This window comes from Pseudomonas sp. A125 (genome assembly GCF_055409485.1).
This window is the reverse complement of sequence record NZ_JBUZVP010000003.1, coordinates 56,566-75,983: the sequence shown is the minus strand read 5'-3', so window position 1 is coordinate 75,983 and position 19,418 is coordinate 56,566. Positions and strand designations below refer to the sequence as shown.

Annotated in this window: 17 protein-coding genes; 13 read left to right on the top strand and 4 right to left on the bottom strand. The window is 62.3% G+C overall.

Translation table 11 applies throughout. The annotated features are described in order from the left end of the window. Window positions 1-4 precede the first annotated feature (4 nt). Window positions 5-883 carry a Tll0287-like domain-containing protein gene (locus ACZRN6_RS05425; protein ID WP_464007374.1) on the bottom strand — a complete coding sequence of 293 codons (879 nt, stop codon included), beginning with the start codon at window positions 881-883 and terminating at the stop codon, window positions 5-7. 43 nt (window positions 884-926) lie between these two features. Further along, a complete protein-coding gene (locus ACZRN6_RS05420; RefSeq protein ID WP_464007373.1) occupies window positions 927-1,790 on the bottom strand; it encodes a hypothetical protein in 864 nt (287 codons plus the stop codon). Between the two features lie 224 nt (window positions 1,791-2,014). On the opposite strand from ACZRN6_RS05420, the gene ACZRN6_RS05415 reads away from it, so the two are divergent. Together ACZRN6_RS05415 and ACZRN6_RS05410 are read left to right on the top strand one after the other, a co-directional pair. Next, window positions 2,015-2,713, top strand: coding sequence for a hypothetical protein (locus ACZRN6_RS05415; protein WP_464007372.1), 699 nt, complete (start codon window positions 2,015-2,017; stop codon window positions 2,711-2,713). 136 nt (window positions 2,714-2,849) lie between these two features. Further along, complete coding sequence (locus ACZRN6_RS05410; RefSeq protein ID WP_464007371.1) at window positions 2,850-3,401, top strand: DUF3455 domain-containing protein; 552 nt, start codon at window positions 2,850-2,852, stop codon at window positions 3,399-3,401. 78 nt (window positions 3,402-3,479) lie between these two features. Here ACZRN6_RS05410 and ACZRN6_RS05405 read toward each other — a convergent pair whose 3' ends face one another. After that, complete coding sequence (locus ACZRN6_RS05405; protein WP_416152120.1) at window positions 3,480-4,049, bottom strand: cupin domain-containing protein; 570 nt, start codon at window positions 4,047-4,049, stop codon at window positions 3,480-3,482. After that, a complete protein-coding gene (locus ACZRN6_RS05400; protein ID WP_464007370.1) occupies window positions 4,046-6,001 on the bottom strand; it encodes an oxidoreductase in 1,956 nt (651 codons plus the stop codon). The genes ACZRN6_RS05405 and ACZRN6_RS05400 overlap by 4 nt, the downstream gene beginning before the upstream one ends. Before the next feature lie 132 nt (window positions 6,002-6,133). Here ACZRN6_RS05400 and ACZRN6_RS05395 point away from each other — a divergent pair, with 132 nt between their 5' ends. From ACZRN6_RS05395 to ACZRN6_RS05345, 11 genes are all read left to right on the top strand, one after another. Beyond that, on the top strand, window positions 6,134-6,892 hold the full coding sequence (locus tag ACZRN6_RS05395) for a class II aldolase/adducin family protein (RefSeq protein WP_464007369.1): 759 nt from the start codon (window positions 6,134-6,136) through the stop codon (window positions 6,890-6,892). Between the two features lie 41 nt (window positions 6,893-6,933). Beyond that, complete coding sequence (locus ACZRN6_RS05390; RefSeq protein WP_464007368.1) at window positions 6,934-7,572, top strand: TetR family transcriptional regulator C-terminal domain-containing protein; 639 nt, start codon at window positions 6,934-6,936, stop codon at window positions 7,570-7,572. Between the two features lie 154 nt (window positions 7,573-7,726). Next, on the top strand, window positions 7,727-8,518 hold the full coding sequence (locus tag ACZRN6_RS05385; protein ID WP_464007367.1) for an enoyl-CoA hydratase/isomerase family protein: 792 nt from the start codon (window positions 7,727-7,729) through the stop codon (window positions 8,516-8,518). 41 nt (window positions 8,519-8,559) lie between these two features. Continuing rightward, on the top strand, window positions 8,560-9,720 hold the full coding sequence (locus tag ACZRN6_RS05380; RefSeq protein ID WP_322144557.1) for an acyl-CoA dehydrogenase family protein: 1,161 nt from the start codon (window positions 8,560-8,562) through the stop codon (window positions 9,718-9,720). An 18-nt stretch (window positions 9,721-9,738) separates the two neighbouring features. After that, entirely contained in the window at window positions 9,739-11,838 is a 2,100-nt protein-coding gene (locus ACZRN6_RS05375) for an acetate--CoA ligase family protein (protein ID WP_464007366.1), read from the top strand. A gap of 11 nt (window positions 11,839-11,849) precedes the next feature. Beyond that, window positions 11,850-13,460: a 5-guanidino-2-oxopentanoate decarboxylase gene (locus ACZRN6_RS05370; RefSeq protein WP_464007365.1), complete on the top strand. Its 1,611-nt coding sequence runs from the start codon at window positions 11,850-11,852 to the stop codon at window positions 13,458-13,460. Between the two features lie 12 nt (window positions 13,461-13,472). Next, window positions 13,473-15,059 (top strand): ABC transporter substrate-binding protein, encoded by a 1,587-nt coding sequence (locus tag ACZRN6_RS05365; RefSeq protein ID WP_322144560.1) that lies wholly within the window; start codon window positions 13,473-13,475, stop codon window positions 15,057-15,059. Between the two features lie 186 nt (window positions 15,060-15,245). After that, window positions 15,246-16,205, top strand: coding sequence for an ABC transporter permease (locus ACZRN6_RS05360; protein WP_464007364.1), 960 nt, complete (start codon window positions 15,246-15,248; stop codon window positions 16,203-16,205). Between the two features lie 3 nt (window positions 16,206-16,208). Then, window positions 16,209-17,036, top strand: a complete 828-nt coding sequence (locus ACZRN6_RS05355) for an ABC transporter permease (protein WP_322144562.1) — start codon at window positions 16,209-16,211, stop codon at window positions 17,034-17,036. 2 nt (window positions 17,037-17,038) lie between these two features. Beyond that, complete coding sequence (locus tag ACZRN6_RS05350) at window positions 17,039-18,658, top strand: ABC transporter ATP-binding protein (protein WP_464007363.1); 1,620 nt, start codon at window positions 17,039-17,041, stop codon at window positions 18,656-18,658. A 9-nt stretch (window positions 18,659-18,667) separates the two neighbouring features. Next, the gene (locus tag ACZRN6_RS05345) at window positions 18,668-19,369 is read left to right on the top strand and encodes an NAD(P)H-dependent oxidoreductase (protein WP_464007362.1); all 702 of its coding nucleotides are present in this window, start codon (window positions 18,668-18,670) and stop codon (window positions 19,367-19,369) included. Window positions 19,370-19,418: the final 49 nt, after the last annotated feature.

Sequence of the window (19,418 nt, the reverse complement as noted above, 5' to 3'; positions counted from 1 at the left end):
GTACCTACTCCTCAAGCATCTTCATGGCGCTGGCGAGGCTGGTGCGCATGCGCCCGAAGGATTGGCCCAGGCGTGCCAGTTCATCGTTGCCGCTGACGTCCATCGGCGGCACCTCGGTTTCACCCAGGCTGACCCGGTCGGCCAGGGCCGACATCTGCCGCAGGCGCCGGGTGACAAACAAGTGCACCGCCACGTTCAAGGCCACCAACAGCACCGCGAAAATCCCCAGCATCGACAGCATGTAGCTGTGCAGCATGCTGTTGGCCCGCTGCAACGGCAGGGCCAGCGGCACCGAGACCAGTTGCGCGCCGATGGTGTCGTTGAGTTTCCAGCCAAAGCCGTTCACCGCGCCGTAGATGTCGACCATGGTCTTGGGCGCCGCGTCCGGGGTGCTGTGGCAGGCCAGGCAAGCGCCGTCCTTGATCTGGATCGGCCGCGCGATGTACAGCGATGGGCCATTCTTGTCGCTGCGCTCACCCACCAGTTCATCGGCGCCGGGTTGGCTGCGCAGGTTGTTGATCAGGCTTTTTTCCCAGTCGTCGGCCAGGTCCCGCGGGTTTGTGGGGTTGAGGGTGGCTTCCTTGTAGGCATAGTCCGGGTAAGACTTGAGCAGTTCCTGCAGGTGCGAGATGGCGGCAAAGTCTGGCACCGATTGCGCCAGGAACTGGAACTTCAGGCGGTTCTCCAGCAGCGGTACGATCTGCTCGGCGGTGTAGGTGCTGGCGGCGGTGGCCGAGCGCATCAGCAGGCGCGCGGTTTCCAGGGTTTCCCGGCGCGCGCTTTGCTGCAGCATGTAGTTGGTGGCGACGCTGGTCGCGATAAAGCCAACCACGAATACGGCGAGGAACACCACGTTGAATTTTACCGCGAGCGACAGTTTCATAAGGCCCCTTGGGTGCAGGCGAGGTTGAACGACGAGCAGGCCGTTAATGAGAATTTTTGCGGCGTTCCAGGCGCAGCAGTTCAATCTCCCACTCCAGCACGCCGCCACGGTTGGTCTTCACGGCCTGGCGAAACGCCGGGTCTGTGAGGCGCGGGGCGAAACGGCTGGCGAGCATTTGCTGGCTGAGGTTCAGCGGGCTGACGACCCAGGGCGCGATGTCGTCGTAGGTGACGTCACGTTCTTTTTTCAGTGCGGGTGCGGTGGCGGTTTTTTTACCCAGCGCCACCAACGGATCGAGGAAGGGCCGAGGCAGGGCGTCGACAAATGCCTGTTCTGGTCGTGCGACGGTTTTGAGAGGCGCATCACCAGCACGTTGGGCAAAGTCTTCGTGGTTAAGGGTGAGTGTGCGGCTGGCCTTGCCATGGCTGTCCAGTTCGGTAACGGGCTGGCTGCCGTCTTCGACGAACATGTCGGTTTGGCGTGGCCCAACGTGGACCACGCTGGCGCTGTTGGTAACGTTGAACGCCAGGCCTTGGGCGTTGACCGCCAGGCTGGCGTGGGCGTTTGTACTGGTGGGCTGCAGTTTCAACCAGCCATTGAGCAGGTTGATTTGCGCGGCCTTGCTGTTGGTGGCAATCAGAATTCGCGTGTCGGGCCCCAGGGCAACAATGGCCGGCGCCAGGCCTTCGATCTGGATGCCGGCGGCGCCGGTCTGCAGAATGTCACCGCCTTGAAGATGCGTGCCTGCGCCCACGGTGTAGAGGGTGGTTGCGCGAATCAGGTGCAACGGCTTTTCCGCAAAGGAAATCACCGCGATATTGGCCGGCGCCGCGAGCACGTGCGGCAGTTGAAGCAGCCCGGCGAGCAATAGGAGTATCGAGAGTTTCTTCACGTGGGCGCCAGTCATCGAGCGAGTCGGGGTTGCGTGCGCAAGGCATCGCAGGGCCGCAGGCTAACCGTTGTGAGTGCTTGGGAATAAGGCAATTTTACGTATGGAAGTGGCTGGATCCGATTGAGCAAAATCATGGAATAAAGCGCCGGGGGAGGGTGTTCTTCTTATGGTTTCGCGTGATTCAGGCAGCCTCTATTGCTGACGTGAGACTGATGAATTCTCTCTCGTCAGGAGCACCTATGACCACCCAGTGCATGAACGCTTTTTCCTCCCCCAAGCTCTTCCTGCAACAGAACTTCATGACCGCCAAGCGCATCCCCTCGGGGTTGATCACGGGCATCAATGTATTTGATGTGAACGACCACAAAGCTGGCGGTTACCGCCTGGCAACCCTGGATAAGCCCGGGGAATACGGCAAGATCGAACGACCGCTGATGGGCCATTGGGTACCCCAGGGCAGTTTTTGCGACATCCCGGCCAACCCGGGCGCCACCGGCTACGTGTTCACGCCGGACTTCAGCGGTTGTTCGATCCTGATCGACCATATCGATGACACCACCTACCGGGTGTACCACGTGCAGGGCGGCAGCGATTACCTGAACAAGGAATACCTGAGTCGCTTCGATGGCCATGGCCTGGGCTTCGCCACGGCGATGACCTTTGATGACTATGGCGAGGATGCCTACCCCCGCGGCTTTGCATTCATGAAGTTCGAGGAAGGCCGCTGGTGGATTTATTTCCAACGCCAGAACGGTGTGGGGCTGAATTTTTCCAACAGTAAATTCCAAATGAATGGCGCGCAAACCGTGCGCGGCGGCGGGCGCATACCGGTGCCCAATCTCAAGCGCGAATCTCCACGCCATGGCGTTGTGCACAGCGGCAAGGCGCTGCCAATGCCGGCCAGCCGGCTTACGGAGCTCAAGGTTGAAGTCTGGTAATGCCCCGGTTGAAAAAATAATCGGGAATAAAAACTGATGGCCAATTGTTCATCCTGCAGACGCTGACAATTGATCCCAGACGGACTTCAACATGATTGCACTGACTTTTCTTAAAACTCTCCCTGGCAGGCGCGTGATGAGCAGCACCGACCCTGATGTTGTGGCACGCCGTAACCGCCTGGCGCTGCTGGCGTTGCAAGTGATTGGCATGGCCGTGCTGATCGCCTGTGCCATCGATGCCCAAAGGGCACAAGCACAGGACTTGCCTGACCCGTTGAGCGGCGACGCCAAAACGATCCTGTTGACCGTACGCGCTGAAGGTGTACAGATTTACAACTGCGCCAAGGACAACAATGGCCAATTGACCTGGCAGTTTCGCGAGCCGCTGGCGACCTTGATGGTCAACGGCAAGACAGTGGGCCGGCACTTTGCGGGGCCGACCTGGGAACTGAATGATCGCAGTGCGGTGGTCGGCAAAGTGGCTGCCCAGGCGCCGGGGGCAACGGGGCGGGACATTGCGCTGTTACGCCTGGACGTGGTGAGCCATCAAGGGGTTGGCGGGTTGTCTGCGGTGGTGGCGGTGCAACGGCTGCATACCGAAGGTGGGGTGTTCAGCGGCAGTTGTGAGCACGATGGCGATCTGCACGTGGAGCCTTACCGCGCCGACTACCGTTTTCTAGGCCAGTAGTGACTCCGTTTCACCCCGGGCAGCGGCGTACCAGCGTCGCCAGTTCCCGTAGGCAACGTCTCCATGCACACCTGCGGTCTAAAACGTCGGCGGCGTAATCACCCAAATTACCACCGCATCCACCTTTCCGGGGTTGCCATACCGATGGGGCTCACTGCTGGGGAAGCTGAAACTGTCCCCTTCATTTAGCTGAAAATGCCGCTCGCCCACCCACAACTCGAATTTGCCACTCAGCACGTAACCCGCTTCTTCACCCTCGTGGCTATAACTCTGTTGGCTATAGGTGCCCGGCGGGAAACGCGAATGCAGCATTTCCAGCTGATGGTTGGGCAGGGGCGTCAGCAACTGGTCGACGATGCCGTCCTCATAGTGAATGCTCTGGCGATTGTCCTGCCGCACCACAAACCCTTCGTCTTCCACTGCGGGTGTGGTTTCACTGGCAAAAAACCACTGGATCGTCACGCCCAGGCTACGGGCGATATTGAACAGCGCCGGGATCGAGGGGTAGGCGAGGTTCCTTTCCAACTGGCTGATGTAGCCGGCCGTCAGCTCACTCAATTCGGCGAGGGCCGTGAGGGTCATGCCCCGGGCCTTGCGCAGGCCACGGATGCGGGTGCCGAGAAACAGTTGTGGCGGTTGGTCGTTCAAATGTCCCACGCTACCTTTAGTCCTTCATAAATTGCCTCTTCGGCGGTACGCGGCGCCAGGCAATCGCCGATGCGCCGGAACGCCACCAGGCCTTCCAGTTCTGCGCCCAGAGTGTCCACTGGCTGATGGCCCTGGCACAACACCAGGGTGTCGATATTTTCCAGCAGCATCGGCTCGCCGCTGGCGGTGTGTTGCAGGTACACGGTGGTGTCGTCGCAGCCGTACAAACGGGCGTAAGGGATGATCGCAATGCCCAGCCGATGCAGTTCGCCAGCCAGTTGATCACGCACGTACAACGGCAGGTTTTCGCCGCAATGGGTGCCGTTCACCGCCAGTTGCACCTGATGGCCGGCGCGGGTCAGGCGTTCGGCAATGCCCGGGCCGATCCAGTCACAACGCCAATCCACCACCACCACCGAACGGCCCAGCGGGATTTCATTGCGCAGCACTTGCCAGGCGTCCACCACCTGCAATTCGCCGCCGCGTTCGAAAGCCGGCCAATAGGGTTCGGCGCCGGTGGCGATGATCACCAGGTCGGGTTGTTCGCGTTCCACCAATGCGCGGTCGACGCGGGTGTTGCGTATCACGCGCACCCCGGCCAGTTCCATCTCGCGTTGCAGGTTGGTGCTGGCGCCGCCGAACTCGCTGCGCCGTGGCAGTAACTGTGCGAGCAGTACCTGGCCGCCCAACTGGGCACTGGCTTCATACAAGGTCACCTCATGCCCGCGCTGGGCCGCCACCGCAGCGGCTTTCATCCCTGCCGGGCCGCCGCCAGCCACCATGATTCGCTTGCGCCGCAGTGCTGGTTGCAGTTGGCCAAACTGCAACTCGCGGCCGGTCTCTGGGTGTTGTATGCAAGAGATCGGCAAACCTTTGTGGAAGTGGCCGATACAGGCTTGATTGCAGGCAATGCAGGCCCGTACATCCTCGGCATGGCCGCTTGAGGTTTTGGCTGGCATTCGCGGGTCGCAGATCAACGCGCGGGTCATGCCGCACACATCGGCCTGGCCACGTTGCAGCATCAGTTCGGCCTCCTGTGGCTGGTTGATGCGCCCGGTGACAAACAGTGGAATCGACAGGCTGGCCTTGAACGTTGCGGCTTCGGTCGCCAGGTAAGCCGGCGCAATAGCCATAGGCGGCACGATATGGATCGCACCGCCGACGGAAGCCGAGGTGCCGGCGACGATGTGCACATAGTCCAGCTGTGATTGCAGCTGTTGCACGGCGGCCAGGGAATCATCTTCGGTCAGGCCTTCGGGGTCGCGCTCGTCGGCAGAAATGCGCAGGCCGATGATGAAATGCTCGTCGGTTTCGGCCCGCACGGCGGCGATGATTTCCCGCAGGAAACGCAGGCGTTGTTCAAGCTCGCCGTTGTAGCCGTCGGTGCGGCGGTTCACCCGAGGGTTGAGAAATTGCGCCGGCAGGTAACCATGGCTGGCGACCACTTCCACGCCGTCAATCCCGGCCTGATACAGGCGCCTTGCCGCAGCGCCGTAGCCTGCGACGATCTCGTCGATCATTGCCTGGTCAAGGGCACGGGGCATCACCCGAAACCGTTCATTGGGAACCCCGGAGGCCGAGTACGCCACCGCCAGCAAACCGTCGGCAGACTCCATGATTTCCCGCCCCGGATGGAAAATCTGTGACAGCACTATGGTGCCGTGGGCGTGGCAGGTGTCGGCCAGTTGGCGATAGCCGTCGATGCAGCTGTCATCGGTCGCCATCAGCACATGGGAGGTGTAGCGGGCACTGTCATGCACCCCGGCCACTTGCAACACAATCAGCCCCACACCGCCCTCGGCGCGTGCCCGGTGGTAGGCAATCAACTGCTCGTTGACCCGGTTGTCGGTGGGCATCGAGGTGTCGTGCCCGCTGGACATGATGCGGTTTTTCAGGCGTTTGCCGCGCAGGACCAATGGTTCAAAAAGATGCGGGAAGGCATGGGGCGACATGGTGCGGATACTCCAGGCGCTGTTGTTATTATTTTTCTATAGGAGGTCAGCGCCAGTAAAAAATCAACTTGTTTTTTTACTGGTGAGTGGATTAGCGTCAGCCACATCACCCACCCGCCTGGAGAATAAAAAATGACTGGGGCCACCGAACAACAGCTGCGCGATGAGCTTGCCGCCTGCTACCGGCTGATCGCGCACTTTCGCATGAGCGACCTGATCTTCACCCACATCTCGGTGCGTATTCCGGGGCCCGAGCATCACTTTTTGATCAACCCCTATGGGCTGATGTTCGAGGAGATCACCGCGTCCAGCCTGGTGAAAATCGGCCTGGACGGGCGCGCGGTCGAGGCCTCAAGCCATGGCGTCAACCCGGCGGGGTTTGTGATTCACAGCGCGATTCACAGCGCCCGCGCAGATGCCCACTGCGTGCTGCACACCCACACACGCGCAGGCTGCGCGGTGGCGGCGCTGGAATGCGGGCTGTTGCCGGTGAACCAGATTTCCATGGAGTTCTACGGCAAGGTCGCTTACCACGACTACGAAGGCGTGGCGCTGGACATGGACGAGCAACAGCGACTGGTTCGCGACCTCGGCGACAAGCCGGTGTTGATGCTGCGCAATCATGGCCTGTTGACGGTGGGGGAGACAGTCAGCCAGGCGTTCCTGCGCATGTATTACCTGGAAAAAGCCTGCGATATCCAGATCGCCGCCCAGGCGTGTGGCAAGCTGATCCTGCCGCCCGCGGATGTGTGTGAATACACCGAGCGCCAGTTCAATGAGCCTGGCCGACCGCTGGCAGAGGGCGAACTGGCAGACCCGGACGCCATGCAACTGGCATGGGCGGCATTGCTGCGGTTGCTGGATCGGGTGTCGCCGGGGTTCCGCGAGTGAGGTAGAGTCGTGCAGCCGACTCTACCCAAGGACACTGCCTCATGACCCAGGAATCCCGTTTCTCCCGCATGGAACCGGAGTTGCGCAAGGCCAATCTGGTCCAGGCGACGCTGGTGTGCCTCAAGCGCGATGGTTTCCAGGGCGCGTCGATCCGCAAGATCAGCGCCGAGGCCGGGGTGTCGGTGGGGCTGATCAGTCATCACTATTCGGGCAAGGATGAGCTGGTGGCCGAGGCCTATCGGTCGATCACCCGGCAGGTGATGGACCTGCTGCGTGATGCCATGGCCAAGGCGCCGCCGAGCCCCAGGGAGCGGCTGTCGGCGTTCTTTCGCGGCTCGTTTTCTCCGGAGCTGCTGGACCCGCAACTGCTGGATGCATGGCTGGTATTCTGGGGCGCGGTCAAGACGGCCCCGGCGATCAACCAGGCCCACGAACATTCCTATGGCGAGTACCGCACCATCATGCGTTTGGCCTTGGTGGACATGGCCGGGGAGGAGGGCTGGAAGCAGTTCGACGCCGATTTGGCGGCCATCGCCTTGAGCGCCTTGCTCGACGGCTTGTGGCTGGAGTCTGGGCTAAATCCCGGCACCTTCACCCCGGAGCAGGGCATCCAGATCTGCGAGGCCTGGGTCGATGGCTTGCAGTCGGGCGGGCGCAAGCGCTTCCAGAGCAAACCCTGAACTGACGATTCCGCGCCGCTTGGACGCAATGTCCGGGCCGGCATTCCCCCCTCGAAAAATATTTGCAGTTACCTGATTGCCTCCTTACTGAACACTCGTTTAGTATCGCCCCATGTCGCACCCCTCACGCCAATTAAAATAATTCGAGGATTCCATGACTACAGATCCGTCCGTGCTCACTCAGGTGCAGGCAGGCGTTGCCTGGATCACCCTCAATCGCGGCCCCCAGCGCAATGCCCTGGACATCCCGACCCTCAAGCACCTGCATGCCTTGCTGGACGCATTCAACAGTGACCCGGCGGTGCGCGTGGTGGTGTTGACTGCCAGCGGTCGCAGTTTCTGCGCCGGTGCCGACCTCGCCGAATGGGCCGACGCGGAAGCCCGTGGCGCCCTCGAAACCTACGGCTGGACCGAAACCGCCCACGCCCTGATGACCCGCGTGCACACCCTCGACAAACCCACCATCGCCGCCATCAACGGCACGGCGGTTGGCGCCGGCATGGACCTGACCCTGTGTTGCGACCTGCGTGTGGCGGCCCAATCGGCACGCTTCAAGGCCGGCTACACCAGCATGGCTTACTCGCCGGACGCCGGTGCCAGCTGGCATTTGCCGCGCTTGATCGGCAGCGAACAGGCCAAGCGCCTGCTGTTCCTCGACGAACTGTGGAGTGCCGACCGCGCCCTGGCCGCCGGCCTGGTGGGCGAAGTCGTCGCCGATGAGCAGCTTCAAGCTCACGTCACCGACCTGGCGACGCGCCTGGCCGACGGCCCGACCTTTGCCTTCGCCCAGACCAAAACCCTCATCCGCGAAGGCGCCGGACGCGGCTTGCCCGAGCAGCTCCAGGCTGAACTCGCCGCCGGTTTGCTGTGTGGACGCAGCGCCGACGGTGCTGAAGCCCTGCGCGCCTCGATGGAAAAGCGCCCAGCGAATTTCTCCGGCAAATAATCCCTCCTCAAAACACCCTCGAACGATCGACAGGTAGCGCCATGAATTTCCAGCCCAGCCAAGAACAAGACATGTTGGTGGACGCGGTACGCAGTTTTGTTGCCAAGGAGTTGTTGCCGCACGAGGAGGCGGTCGATCGGGCCGATGAAGTCTCGCCGGATCTTGCAGCGCAGATTCGTGACAAGGCCATTGCCGCCGGATTCTATGCCTTCAACATGCCGGAAGAAGTGGGCGGTGGCGGCCTGGATTACCTGTCCCAGGCGTTGATCGAGCGGGAGTTGTCGAAGGTCTCCTGGGCGCTGCATGTGTTTGTCGCCCGGCCGTCGAAAATCCTCATGGCCTGCACCGGCGAGCAGATCGGCGAATACCTGTTGCCGTGCGTGCAGGGCAAGAAGGTCGACTGCTTTGCCCTGACCGAACCGGGCGCCGGTTCCGATGCCAATGCGATCAAGACCCGCGCCGTGCGCAGCGGCGATGACTTCGTGCTCAACGGCAGCAAGCACTTCATCAGCCACGCGGGGCACGCGGATTTCGCCATCGTGTTTGCCGTCACCGACACCTACGAACACAACGGTCGCCAGCGCAACGCCGTGACCTCGTTCCTGGTGGACCGGGGCACGCCGGGCATGACTATTCGTCGTGGCCCCAAGTGCGTCAGCAATCGCGGTTACCACACCTATGAAATGTTCTTCGACGACTGCCGCGTACCGGCTTCCAAGGTTCTCGGCGAAGTCGGCAAAGGCTGGGAAGTCGCCAACGCCTGGTTGACCGCAGGCCGGGTGATGGTGGCGGCCAACTGCGTCGGCCAGGCCCAGCGTGCGCTGGATGTATCCCTGCAATGGGCGGCGGATCGCAAGCAATTCGGCCAGCCCATCGGCACCTATCAAGGTATCTCGTTCAAGCTCGCCGACATGGCCACGCAAATTCGCGCAGCCGAACTGCTGACCCTGAACACCGCCTGGAAAATGGACCAGGGCAGCATGACCGATGGCGATGCCGGTATGGCCAAGCTGTTTGCCAGCGAAGTGTTGGGCAAGGTTGCCGACGAGGCCGTGCAGATTTACGGCGGCATGGGCTTGATGGATGAAGGGCCGGTCGAGCGTATCTGGCGCAACGCGCGGATCGAGCGGATCTGGGAAGGCACTTCGGAAATCCAGCGCCACATTATTGCCCGCGAACTGTTGCGGCCACTGTTGCGTTGATCGGGTTGGAGAACGCTTATGTCCCAGGCTACTCGCGACAACCTCAAGCGCCTGTTGGCGCCCCGTCACCTGGCGTTTGTCGGTGGGCGCAGCATGGCCCGTGCCTTCAAGCGCTGCGCCGAGGGTGGTTTTGCCGGCCAGATGTGGCTGGTCAACCCGCAGCATGACAGCCTCGACGGTATTCCCTGCGTGCGCCGCGTGGCTGATTTACCGTGCGGCCCGGATGCGGTATTTATCGCCACCAATCGCGAGCTGACCCTGACCTGCGTCGCCGAACTGGCGGCCATCGGCACCGGCGGCGCCATCTGCTACGCCTCCGGGTTTGCCGAAACCGGCGCCGAGGGCCAGGCCTTGCAGCAACAACTGCTTGAGGCTGCGGGCGAGATGGCGCTGCTGGGCCCCAATTGCTATGGCCTGCTCGATTACCTGCACAGCTCGGCGTTGTGGCCGGTGGCCCATGGCGGCAAGCCGGTAGAGAAGGGCGTAGCGGTGCTGACCCAAAGCGGCAACTTCGCCTACAACCTGTCCATGAGCGACCGTTCGCTGCCGGTGGCCTATATGGCGTCGGTGGGTAACCAGGCGCAATTGGGTGTTGCCGAATTGATGGATGTGCTGCTGGATGAACCCCGTGTCACGGCCATCGGCTTGCACCTGGAAGGCTTGAAGAATGTGCCGGGGTTCGCGCGTGCGGCCCACAAGGCGCTGGAAAAAGGCATTCCGATCATCGCCCTGAAAAGCGGCGTGTCGCAGATCGGCGCCGAGTTGGCGTTGAGTCATACCAGTTCATTGTCGGGCTCCGATGCGCTGTACGACAGTTTGTTTGCGCGCTTGGGTGTGATTCGGGTGAGCGGGCCGGTGAGTTTTGTCGAAACCCTCAAGGCGGCGGCCTGCGGGAATCTGCCAGCGGGCAACAGCCTGATCGCCCTGGCCTGTTCCGGTGGTGATGCCGGGTTGATTGCCGACTACGCCGAGCGCAACGACTTAAGCCTGCCCAAGCTCGATGAAATCCAGCGCTCGGAACTGGCGCAGGTACTGCCCAGCTACGCCAACCTGGTCAACCCGCTGGATTTCACCACGGCCATCTGGGGCAACCGCGAAGCCCTCAACACGATGCTCGACACGGCACTACGCACCGAAGCGGATGCGGCGATGCTGGTACTCGACTACCCGGCCGAATTTACCGGCGAGCGCAAGGAATGCGACTTGCTGCTGGACCTGTTCTGCAGCGCACTGGTTCGTCACGCCAAGACAGGTTTTGTCACCTCGGCCTTCCCCGAACTGCTGCCGGCCCACGCCCGCGAGCGCCTGCATGCCCAGGGTGTTGCCGCGTTACAGGGTGTGGAAGACGCGCTGATGGCCTGGGGCCGGATCGCCGATTACCAAAATAATCGACGGGCGCTGCTCGCTCGGGGCGAATCAATACTGGTTCCGCTGTGCCCGCAGGCGCTTGAGGAACATGGGCAGTCGCTTAACGAGTGGGACTCCAAGCAAGCCTTACGCGCGTTTGGGTTGATGACGCCGCCCGGTGTCTTGAGTACGCCCGAGCGGGCCGTTGCCGACGCAAAAGTGCTGGGCTACCCGCTGGTACTCAAGGCCGTGAGTGCCGAGCTGCCGCACAAAACCGAAGCCGGCGCGGTGGCGCTCAACCTGCGGGATGGCTTCGCACTGATCACCGCGCTGGCCCACATGCGTGAGCAAATCGCTGCGTATGCGCCGGATGTACCTTTTGATTATCTGCTGCTGGAGTCCATGGCCGCGCCACCGCTGGCCGAGCTGATAGTGGGCATCAAGCGCGAAAACGATTTCGGCCTGGCGTTGGTGATCGGCGCCGGTGGCATCCTCGTGGAACTGCTCAAGGACAGTCGCAGCCTGCTGCTGCCGACCACCGACGACGCGATCCGCAATGCCTTGTTCAGTCTGCGCAGCGCCGCATTGCTGCAAGGCTTTCGCGGGCGGGAGGTGGCCGACATGGACGCGCTGGTGGCGGCGATTCGTGCGGTGGCCGACTACGCCTGTGCCAACGCCGGGCAGTTGCTGGAACTGGATGTAAACCCATTGCTGGTCAATGCCCGGGGCGCCACGGCGGTCGATGCATTGATCCGTCTTGCCAAGGCGTGAAGGAGATGACGATGCACAGCAAAACCTTGACCGGCGGCCAGGCCCTGGTGCGATTACTGGCCAACTATGGCGTCGACACCGTATTCGGGATTCCCGGCGTGCATACGCTGGAGCTGTATCGCGGCTTGCCCGGCAGTGGCATTCGCCACGTATTGACCCGTCACGAACAGGGCGCCGGCTTCATGGCTGACGGTTATGCGCGGGTCAGCGGCAAGCCAGGGGTGTGTTTCATCATCACCGGACCGGGCGTGACCAATGCCGCCACGGCTATCGGCCAGGCGTATGCCGACTCGATTCCGTTGCTGGTGATTTCCAGCGTCAACCACACCGCCAGCCTCGGCAAGGGTTGGGGCTGCCTGCATGAAACCCAGGACCAGCGGGCGATGACCGCGCCCATCACCGCGTTTTCCGCGGTGGCCTTGAGCGCCGAGGATTTGCCGGAACTGATCGCACGGGCCTATGCGGTATTCGACAGTGAACGGCCACGGCCGGTGCATATTTCGGTGCCGCTGGATGTACTGTCGGCGCCGATCACGCGGGACTGGAGCAATGACGTGGTGCGCCGCCCCGGGCGTGGTTTGCCATCGGCTGAAAGCCTCGATCAGGCCGTGGCGAAACTCAGCGGTGCCAAGCGCCCAATGATCATTGCCGGTGGTGGTGCACTGTTGGCGGCGGATGCCTTGCAGCGCTTGAGTACACAACTGGCCGCGCCGTTTTTCAGCAGCGTTGCCGGCAAGGGGCTGTTGCCGGTAGAGCATCCGCTGAATGCCGGGTCCACCTTGTGCGTCGAGCCCGGCTGGCAGTTGATTGCCGAGGCGGATGTGGTGTTGGCCATTGGCACCGAAATGGCCGATACCGATTTTTGGCGCGAACGCCTGCCGATTAACGGCGAGCTGCTACGAGTGGATATCGACCCGCGCAAGTTCAACGACTTCTACCCCTGTGCCGTCGCGTTGCACGGCGATGCCCAACACACCGCGCAGGCTTTGCTGGAGCGCCTGCCAGCCACGCCACGCAACGCCGATTCAGCGACCAGGGCGGTTGCGACATTACGCCAGGCGATCAGCAACGGGCACGGTCCGTTGCAACGGATTCACCAGGCAATTCTCGACCGCGTCGCCGCCGAGTTGCCGGCCAATGCCTTCATCAGCAGCGACATGACCCAACTGGCCTACACCGGCAACTACGCCTTCCCCAGCAACACAACTCGTAGCTGGCTGCATCTCACCGGCTACGGCACCTTGGGCTTTGGCCTGCCGGCCGGTATCGGTGCCAAGTTCGGTGCGCCTGAACGGCCCGGCCTGGTGCTGGTGGGCGACGGCGGCTTCCTCTACACCGCGCAGGAGCTGGCCACGGCGGTGGAAGAACTGGACAGCCCCCTGGTGGTGTTGCTCTGGAACAACGATGCCCTGGGGCAAATTCGCGACGACATGCTGAACCTGGATATCGAACCCATCGGCGTACTGCCGCGTAACCCGGATTTCGCCGCCCTGGCGCGGGCATTCGGTTGCACGGTCAGCGAGCCACAGAACCTGGATGAGCTGCAGACGGATTTGCGTAACGGTTTCAAGCGCAACGGCGTGACCTTGATCGAGTTGAAGCATGCCTGTGTGAACCTTTAGAGGAGCAACACCATGAGCGATAACAACAACAAAATGACTCAAGCGATGCACCGACGGGACTTCCTCAAACACAGCGCCGTCGCCGGTGCCGTGGCCGCCGCATTCTCAATGGGCCTGCCGCTGCAGGCCTTCGCCGAAGAGGCCACGCCCAAGCCGGGCGGTGTGCTGCGCATGGGGCTGGCCGGCGGCAGCACCACCGACTCCCGCGACCCTGGCTCGTGGGTCGACACCTTCACCTTCGTCGGGTTTTCGGCGGTGTACAACACCCTGACTGAAATCGCGGTGGACGGCTCCGCCATCCCCGAATTGGCCGAGCGTTTTGAGTCGACGCCGGATGCGCGCATCTGGACCTTCAAACTGCGCCAGGGCGTGACCTTCCATAACGGTAAAAGCCTGACCGCCGAAGACGTGGTGGCCTCGATCAACCATCACCTGGCGGCCAACTCCACCTCGGCGGCCAAGACCGTGCTCGGCGATGTGGCCAGTGTCAGCGCCAAGGGCACCGATGCGGTGGTGTTCGAGTTGCACTCGGGCAATGCCGATTTCGCTTATGTGGTCGCCGATTACCACTTGGTGATCATGCCCGCCAAGGACGGCGCCGCCGACTGGCAGGCCGGGATCGGCACCAGCGGTTATCGCTTGAAAAGCTTCGAGCCCGGCGTGCGCATGGACCTGGAGCGCAACCCCGACTACTGGAAGCCGGGGCGGGCGCATTTCGCCAGTGCCGAGCTGCTGGCGATTGCCGACGGAGCCGCGCGGGTGAATGCACTGGTCACAGGGCAAGTGGACGTGATCAACAAAGTCGACCTGAAAACCGTGGCCCTGCTCAAGCGCAATCCCACGCTGGTCATCGAAGAAACCAAGGGCGCGCAGCACTACACCTTCCCGATGTTGTGCGACAGCAACGAGTTCAAGAACAACGATATCCGCATGGCGATGAAGCATGCGATCAACCGCGAGACCCTGCTGGCCTCGGTGCTGCATGGCTATGGCCTGGTGGGCAATGACCATCCGATCCAGCCCGGCAGCCGCTTTATCAACGCAGCGTTGGAGCAGCGCGCCTACGACCCGGACAAGTCGCGTTTCTACCTGCGCAAGGCCGGAGTGGATTCGCTCAAGGTACGCTTGCAAGCCTCCGACGCCGCCTACACCGGCGCGGTGGACGCTTCGGTGTTGTTCAAGGAACAGGCACGCCAGGCCGGAATTGATATCGACGTGGTGCGCGAGCCGGCGGACGGGTTCTTCTCCAACGTGTGGATGAAGCAGCCGTTCACCACCTCGTTCTGGTACAGCAGCCTGACCGCCGACCGCATGTTCAGCATCGGCTATGCCAAGGGCGCGGCGTGGAACGAAACCCATTGGGATAACGCCCGCTTCAACCAGTTGCTCACCGCCGCGCGGGGCGAGATGAACGCGCCGTTGCGCCAGGACATGTACAACGAAATGCAGAGCCTGTGCCGCGACGATGGCGGGGCGATTGTGCCGTTGTTTGCCAGCTCCGTGGCGGCACGCTCGAACCGCGTCAGCCATGGCCCGCTGACGGCGCCGTATGGCGAATTGGATGGGTTGCGGCTGATCGAGCGGTGGTGGCAGGCGTGACTCTTGTGTCGAACGCTATCGCTCAGGCAATGAAGATCAAGTGTGGGAGCTGGCTTGCCTGCGATGGCATCACCTCGGTGCCCTGTTAAACCGCGGCGCCTGCATCGCAGCCTCGCTAAAGCTCGACAGCTCCCACAGGGGACATTTGTCGCCGTCGAGAACATGCCCAACTCATGAGAACCGAACATGAATAGCCTATTCAAACTGGTGCTCCAACGCCTGGCCCTCGGCCTGCTGTCTTTGTTCGCCGTCTCGGTGATCATCTTCCTAGCCGTCGGCATGCTGCCCGGCGATATCGCCCAGGCCATGCTCGGCCAGTCTGCCACGCCGGAAACCGTGGCGGCGTTTCGCGCCCAGCTGGGCCTGGACCTGCCGCCCCTGAGCCGCTTTGTGCAATGGCTATTGCGTCTGCTGCACGGTGACCTTGGCGCGTCTCTGGCCAACCAGCGGCCCATTGCCGAGCTGATCGGCGCACGCCTGGGCAACACTTTGCGCCTGGCGGCGCTGGCCGCGCTGGTCTCGGTGCCTTTGGCGCTGGTGCTGGGGATGCTCGCCGCGCTGTACCGCAACAGCTGGTTCGACCGCCTGCTCAACACCTCGGCCCTGAGCGCGGTGTCGTTCCCGGAGTTCTTCGTCGCGTACCTGCTGATCCTGGTGTTTTCAGTCAAGCTCGGTTGGTTTCCGAGCCTGTCCAACCTGGCACCGGAGGCGTCATTCGGCACCATCCTTGAACGTTCGGTGCTGCCGGTCGCCACCCTGAGCCTGGTGGTGATCGCGCAGATGATGCGCATGACCCGCGCCTCGCTGATCAACCTGCTGGCCAGCCCGTACATCGAAATGGCCCGGCTCAAGGGCATCAGCCAGTCACGGATTATCTGGCGCCACGCGTTGCCCAATGCGCTGGCGCCGATCGTCAACGTAATCGCCCTGAACCTGGCTTACCTGGTGGTGGGCGTGGTGGTGGTCGAAGTGGTGTTTGTGTACCCGGGCCTCGGCCAGTTGCTGGTGGACTCGGTGTCCAAGCGCGACATTCCTGTGGTGCAGGCGTGCAGCCTGATTTTCGCTGCCACCTACATCCTGCTCAACACCGGCGCCGATGTGCTGTCCATCGCCACCAACCCACGCTTGATGCATCCCAAGGGGTAGACCATGAGCCTTCTCACACAACTGGCCCGGGCGCCATTGAGCGCGAAGTTCGGCCTGCTGATCATCGTGTTGTACGTGCTGGTGGCGCTGTTTGCGCCGGTGCTCGCGCCCTATGGCGAAACCCAGGTGGTGGGCGACGGGTTTGCGCCCTGGAGCGGCCAGTTTTTGCTGGGCACCGATAACCTCGGGCGGGACATGTTCAGTCGCCTGGTGTTTGGCGCGCGCAATACCCTGGGCATCGCCTTTTTGACGACGGTGCTGGCGTTTTTACTGGGCGGTTTGAGCGGCTTGGTTGCGGCGATCAAGGGTGGCTGGGTCGATCAGGGATTGTCGCGGGTGGTGGACATCCTGATGGCGATCCCGCAACTGATCTTTGCCTTGCTGATCCTCAGCGTGGTCGGCACCAATGCCACGTCGCTGGTGCTGGTGATTGCCCTGCTGGATTCGACCCGGGTGTTTCGCCTGTCCCGCGCCGTGGCGATGACCGTGGTGGTGCAGGACTTTGTCGAAGCCGCGCGGCTGCGCGGGGAAGGGCTGTGGTGGCTGGTCACTCGCGAGGTGCTGCCCAACGCCGCCGCACCGTTGATTGCCGAGTTCGGTTTACGCTTTTGCTTTGTGTTTTTGTTTATCAGCGCGCTGTCGTTCCTCGGCCTGGGCATTCAACCGCCGACTGCCGATTGGGGCAGCATGGTTCGCGACAACGCGGTGCTGATTACCTTCGGCGACATCAGCCCGTTGCTGCCGGCCCTGGCGGTGGCGTTGATCACCGTCAGCGTGAATTTTGTCGTCGACTGGATGCTGCATAAATCCAGCGGCCTGAAGGAGTGTTGAGGATGGACAAGCCATTATTGGAAATCCGCAACCTGCAGATCGAAGGGCACTATGAGGATGCGTGGCATCCGCTGATCAAGGGCATCGACCTGACGTTGCAGCGGGGCGAGGTATTGGGGCTGATTGGGGAGTCCGGCGCGGGTAAATCAACCTTGGGGCTGGCGGCCATGGGCTTTGCCCGCGACGGTTGCCGCATCACCGGCGGCTCGGTGTGCTTTGACGGCATCCAGCTGTTGCAGGCCAAGCCCGAAGCTTTGCGCAAGTTGCGTGGGCTGCGCATTGCCTACGTTGCGCAGAGCGCCGCCGCGTCGTTCAATCCGGCCCATCGGCTGATTGACCAGCATGTGGAAACCGCCGTGATCAATGGCGGCGTCAGCCGTGCCCAGGCTGAACGCGAGGCGGTGGAGTTGTACCGCGTGCTGCGCCTGCCCAATCCGCAAACCATCGGCCAGCGTTATCCGCATCAGGTTTCCGGCGGGCAACTGCAACGGGTGATGACTGCGATGGCGATGGCCTGTCACCCCGACCTGATCATCTTCGACGAGCCCACCACGGCGCTGGACGTCACCACCCAGATTGAAGTGCTGGCGGCGATTCGTGATGCGATAAAAACCTTCGGCAGTGCCGCGCTGTATATCAGCCATGACCTGGCGGTGGTCGCGCAAATGGTCGACCGCATCATGGTGCTGCGCCACGGCAAATTGGTGGAGGAGGCTCAGACCCGCACCATGCTCAGCGCACCGCAGCAGGACTACACCAAATCCCTGTGGGCGGTGCGCAGTTTTCGCACCGAGCCCAAGGCCTGCCCCGAGCAGCAGGTGCCGTTGCTGGAAGTGCGCCAGGTGTGCGCCAGCTATGGGCATCAGCCAGTGCTGCACGACGTATCGATGAGCCTGTATCGCGGCCAGACGCTGGCGGTGATCGGGGAGTCCGGCAGCGGTAAAAGCTCCACGGCACGGTTGATTACCGGGTTGCTGCCGGCCACGGCAGGGCAGGTGCTGTATGACGGCGAAGCGTTGCCGGCGGATTTTCGTCGGCGCACCAAGGAGCAGTTGCGACGGGTGCAGATGATCTATCAGATCCCCGATACCGCGCTGAACCCGCGCCAACGCATCGTCGATATCATCGGCCGGCCACTGACCTTCTACCTCGGCCTCAAGGGCAAGGCCATGCGCGCCCGGGTCGCCGAGCTGCTGGAGATGATCGAGCTGGACCCGGCCACCTTCATGGAGCGTCAGCCCCGTGAACTGTCCGGCGGCCAAAAACAACGGATTTGCATCGCCCGCGCACTGGCGGCCGACCCACAGTTGATCATTTGCGATGAAGTGACCTCCGCCCTGGATCAACTGGTGGCCGAAGGCGTGCTGAAACTGCTCGACCGTATCCAGCAGCAATTGGGCGTGGCGTACCTGTTTATTACCCACGACGTGGCCACCGTACGCGCCATCGCTGACGAGGTGGTGGTGATGCAGCGCGGCAGGGTCGTGGACCAGGGCAGCCGCAGCGCGATCTTCACTCCGCCCTACCACGACTACACCGGCCTGCTGTTTTCATCGGAGCCGGAGATGGACCCCGACTGGCTCGACCATCTGCTGGCCGAACGGGCCGCGCTTACTTCTTGAGGAATGTCTATGAAGGTGTTGATTGTCCACGCCCATCCCGAGCCGCAGTCGTTCACCGCGGCCTTGCGCGACCAGGCCGTTTCCACCCTGCAAGCGCAGGGGCATGAGGTGCAGGTCAGTGATTTGTACGCGATGAACTGGAACCCGGTGGCCAGCGCCTCGGACTTTACTTCGCGGGAGAATCCCGAGTACCTGGTGTATGCGCTCGAGCAGCGACTGGGGGTGAAAAGCCAGTCTATCGCGGCGGATATCCAGCAGGAGCTGGACAAGCTGCTGTGGGCCGATTTGCTGATTCTCAACTTCCCGATCTTCTGGTTTTCGGCGCCTGCAATGCTCAAGGGCTGGATCGACCGGGTACTGGTGTCGGGCGTGTGTTATGGCGGCAAGCGGTTTTATGATCAGGGCGGGCTCGCCGGCAAGAAAGCGCTCGTCACGGTGACCCTGGGCGGGCGCGAGCATATGTTTGGCGAGGGCGCGATTCATGGGCCATTGGAGGATATGCTGCGGCCGATTCTGCGTGGCACGCTGGCGTATGTCGGGTTTGATGTGCTGGAGCCTTTTGTGGCGTGGCATGTGCCGTATATCAGCGCCGAGGCGCGCCAGGATTTCCTGCGCAGTTACCAGCAGCGGCTGGAAGGGCTGGCGGATGAGCAGCCGTTGGTGTTTCCGAAGTTGGCGCAGTTTGATGAGGCTCTTTATCCACTAGCCTGAACTCAGTGAGGAACCAGTGTGGGAGCCGGGCTTGCCCGCGATGGCGGTG

Excerpts from the sequence above, each read along its gene's own strand:
- ACZRN6_RS05390 (WP_464007368.1), top strand. The coding sequence starts at position 6,934 with ATGACCCAGGAATCCCGTTTCTCCCGCATGGAACCGGAGTTGCGCAAG.
- ACZRN6_RS05345 (WP_464007362.1), top strand. The coding sequence starts at position 18,668 with ATGAAGGTGTTGATTGTCCACGCCCATCCCGAGCCGCAGTCGTTCACC.
- ACZRN6_RS05400 (WP_464007370.1), bottom strand. The coding sequence starts at position 6,001 with ATGTCGCCCCATGCCTTCCCGCATCTTTTTGAACCATTGGTCCTGCGC.
- ACZRN6_RS05375 (WP_464007366.1), top strand. The coding sequence starts at position 9,739 with ATGTCCCAGGCTACTCGCGACAACCTCAAGCGCCTGTTGGCGCCCCGT.
- ACZRN6_RS05395 (WP_464007369.1), top strand. The coding sequence starts at position 6,134 with ATGACTGGGGCCACCGAACAACAGCTGCGCGATGAGCTTGCCGCCTGC.
- ACZRN6_RS05410 (WP_464007371.1), top strand. The coding sequence starts at position 2,850 with ATGAGCAGCACCGACCCTGATGTTGTGGCACGCCGTAACCGCCTGGCG.
- ACZRN6_RS05425 (WP_464007374.1), bottom strand. The coding sequence starts at position 883 with ATGAAACTGTCGCTCGCGGTAAAATTCAACGTGGTGTTCCTCGCCGTA.
- ACZRN6_RS05370 (WP_464007365.1), top strand. The coding sequence starts at position 11,850 with ATGCACAGCAAAACCTTGACCGGCGGCCAGGCCCTGGTGCGATTACTG.
- ACZRN6_RS05365 (WP_322144560.1), top strand. The coding sequence starts at position 13,473 with ATGAGCGATAACAACAACAAAATGACTCAAGCGATGCACCGACGGGAC.
- ACZRN6_RS05420 (WP_464007373.1), bottom strand. The coding sequence starts at position 1,790 with ATGACTGGCGCCCACGTGAAGAAACTCTCGATACTCCTATTGCTCGCC.
- ACZRN6_RS05350 (WP_464007363.1), top strand. The coding sequence starts at position 17,039 with ATGGACAAGCCATTATTGGAAATCCGCAACCTGCAGATCGAAGGGCAC.
- ACZRN6_RS05360 (WP_464007364.1), top strand. The coding sequence starts at position 15,246 with ATGAATAGCCTATTCAAACTGGTGCTCCAACGCCTGGCCCTCGGCCTG.
- ACZRN6_RS05385 (WP_464007367.1), top strand. The coding sequence starts at position 7,727 with ATGACTACAGATCCGTCCGTGCTCACTCAGGTGCAGGCAGGCGTTGCC.
- ACZRN6_RS05355 (WP_322144562.1), top strand. The coding sequence starts at position 16,209 with ATGAGCCTTCTCACACAACTGGCCCGGGCGCCATTGAGCGCGAAGTTC.
- ACZRN6_RS05380 (WP_322144557.1), top strand. The coding sequence starts at position 8,560 with ATGAATTTCCAGCCCAGCCAAGAACAAGACATGTTGGTGGACGCGGTA.
- ACZRN6_RS05415 (WP_464007372.1), top strand. The coding sequence starts at position 2,015 with ATGACCACCCAGTGCATGAACGCTTTTTCCTCCCCCAAGCTCTTCCTG.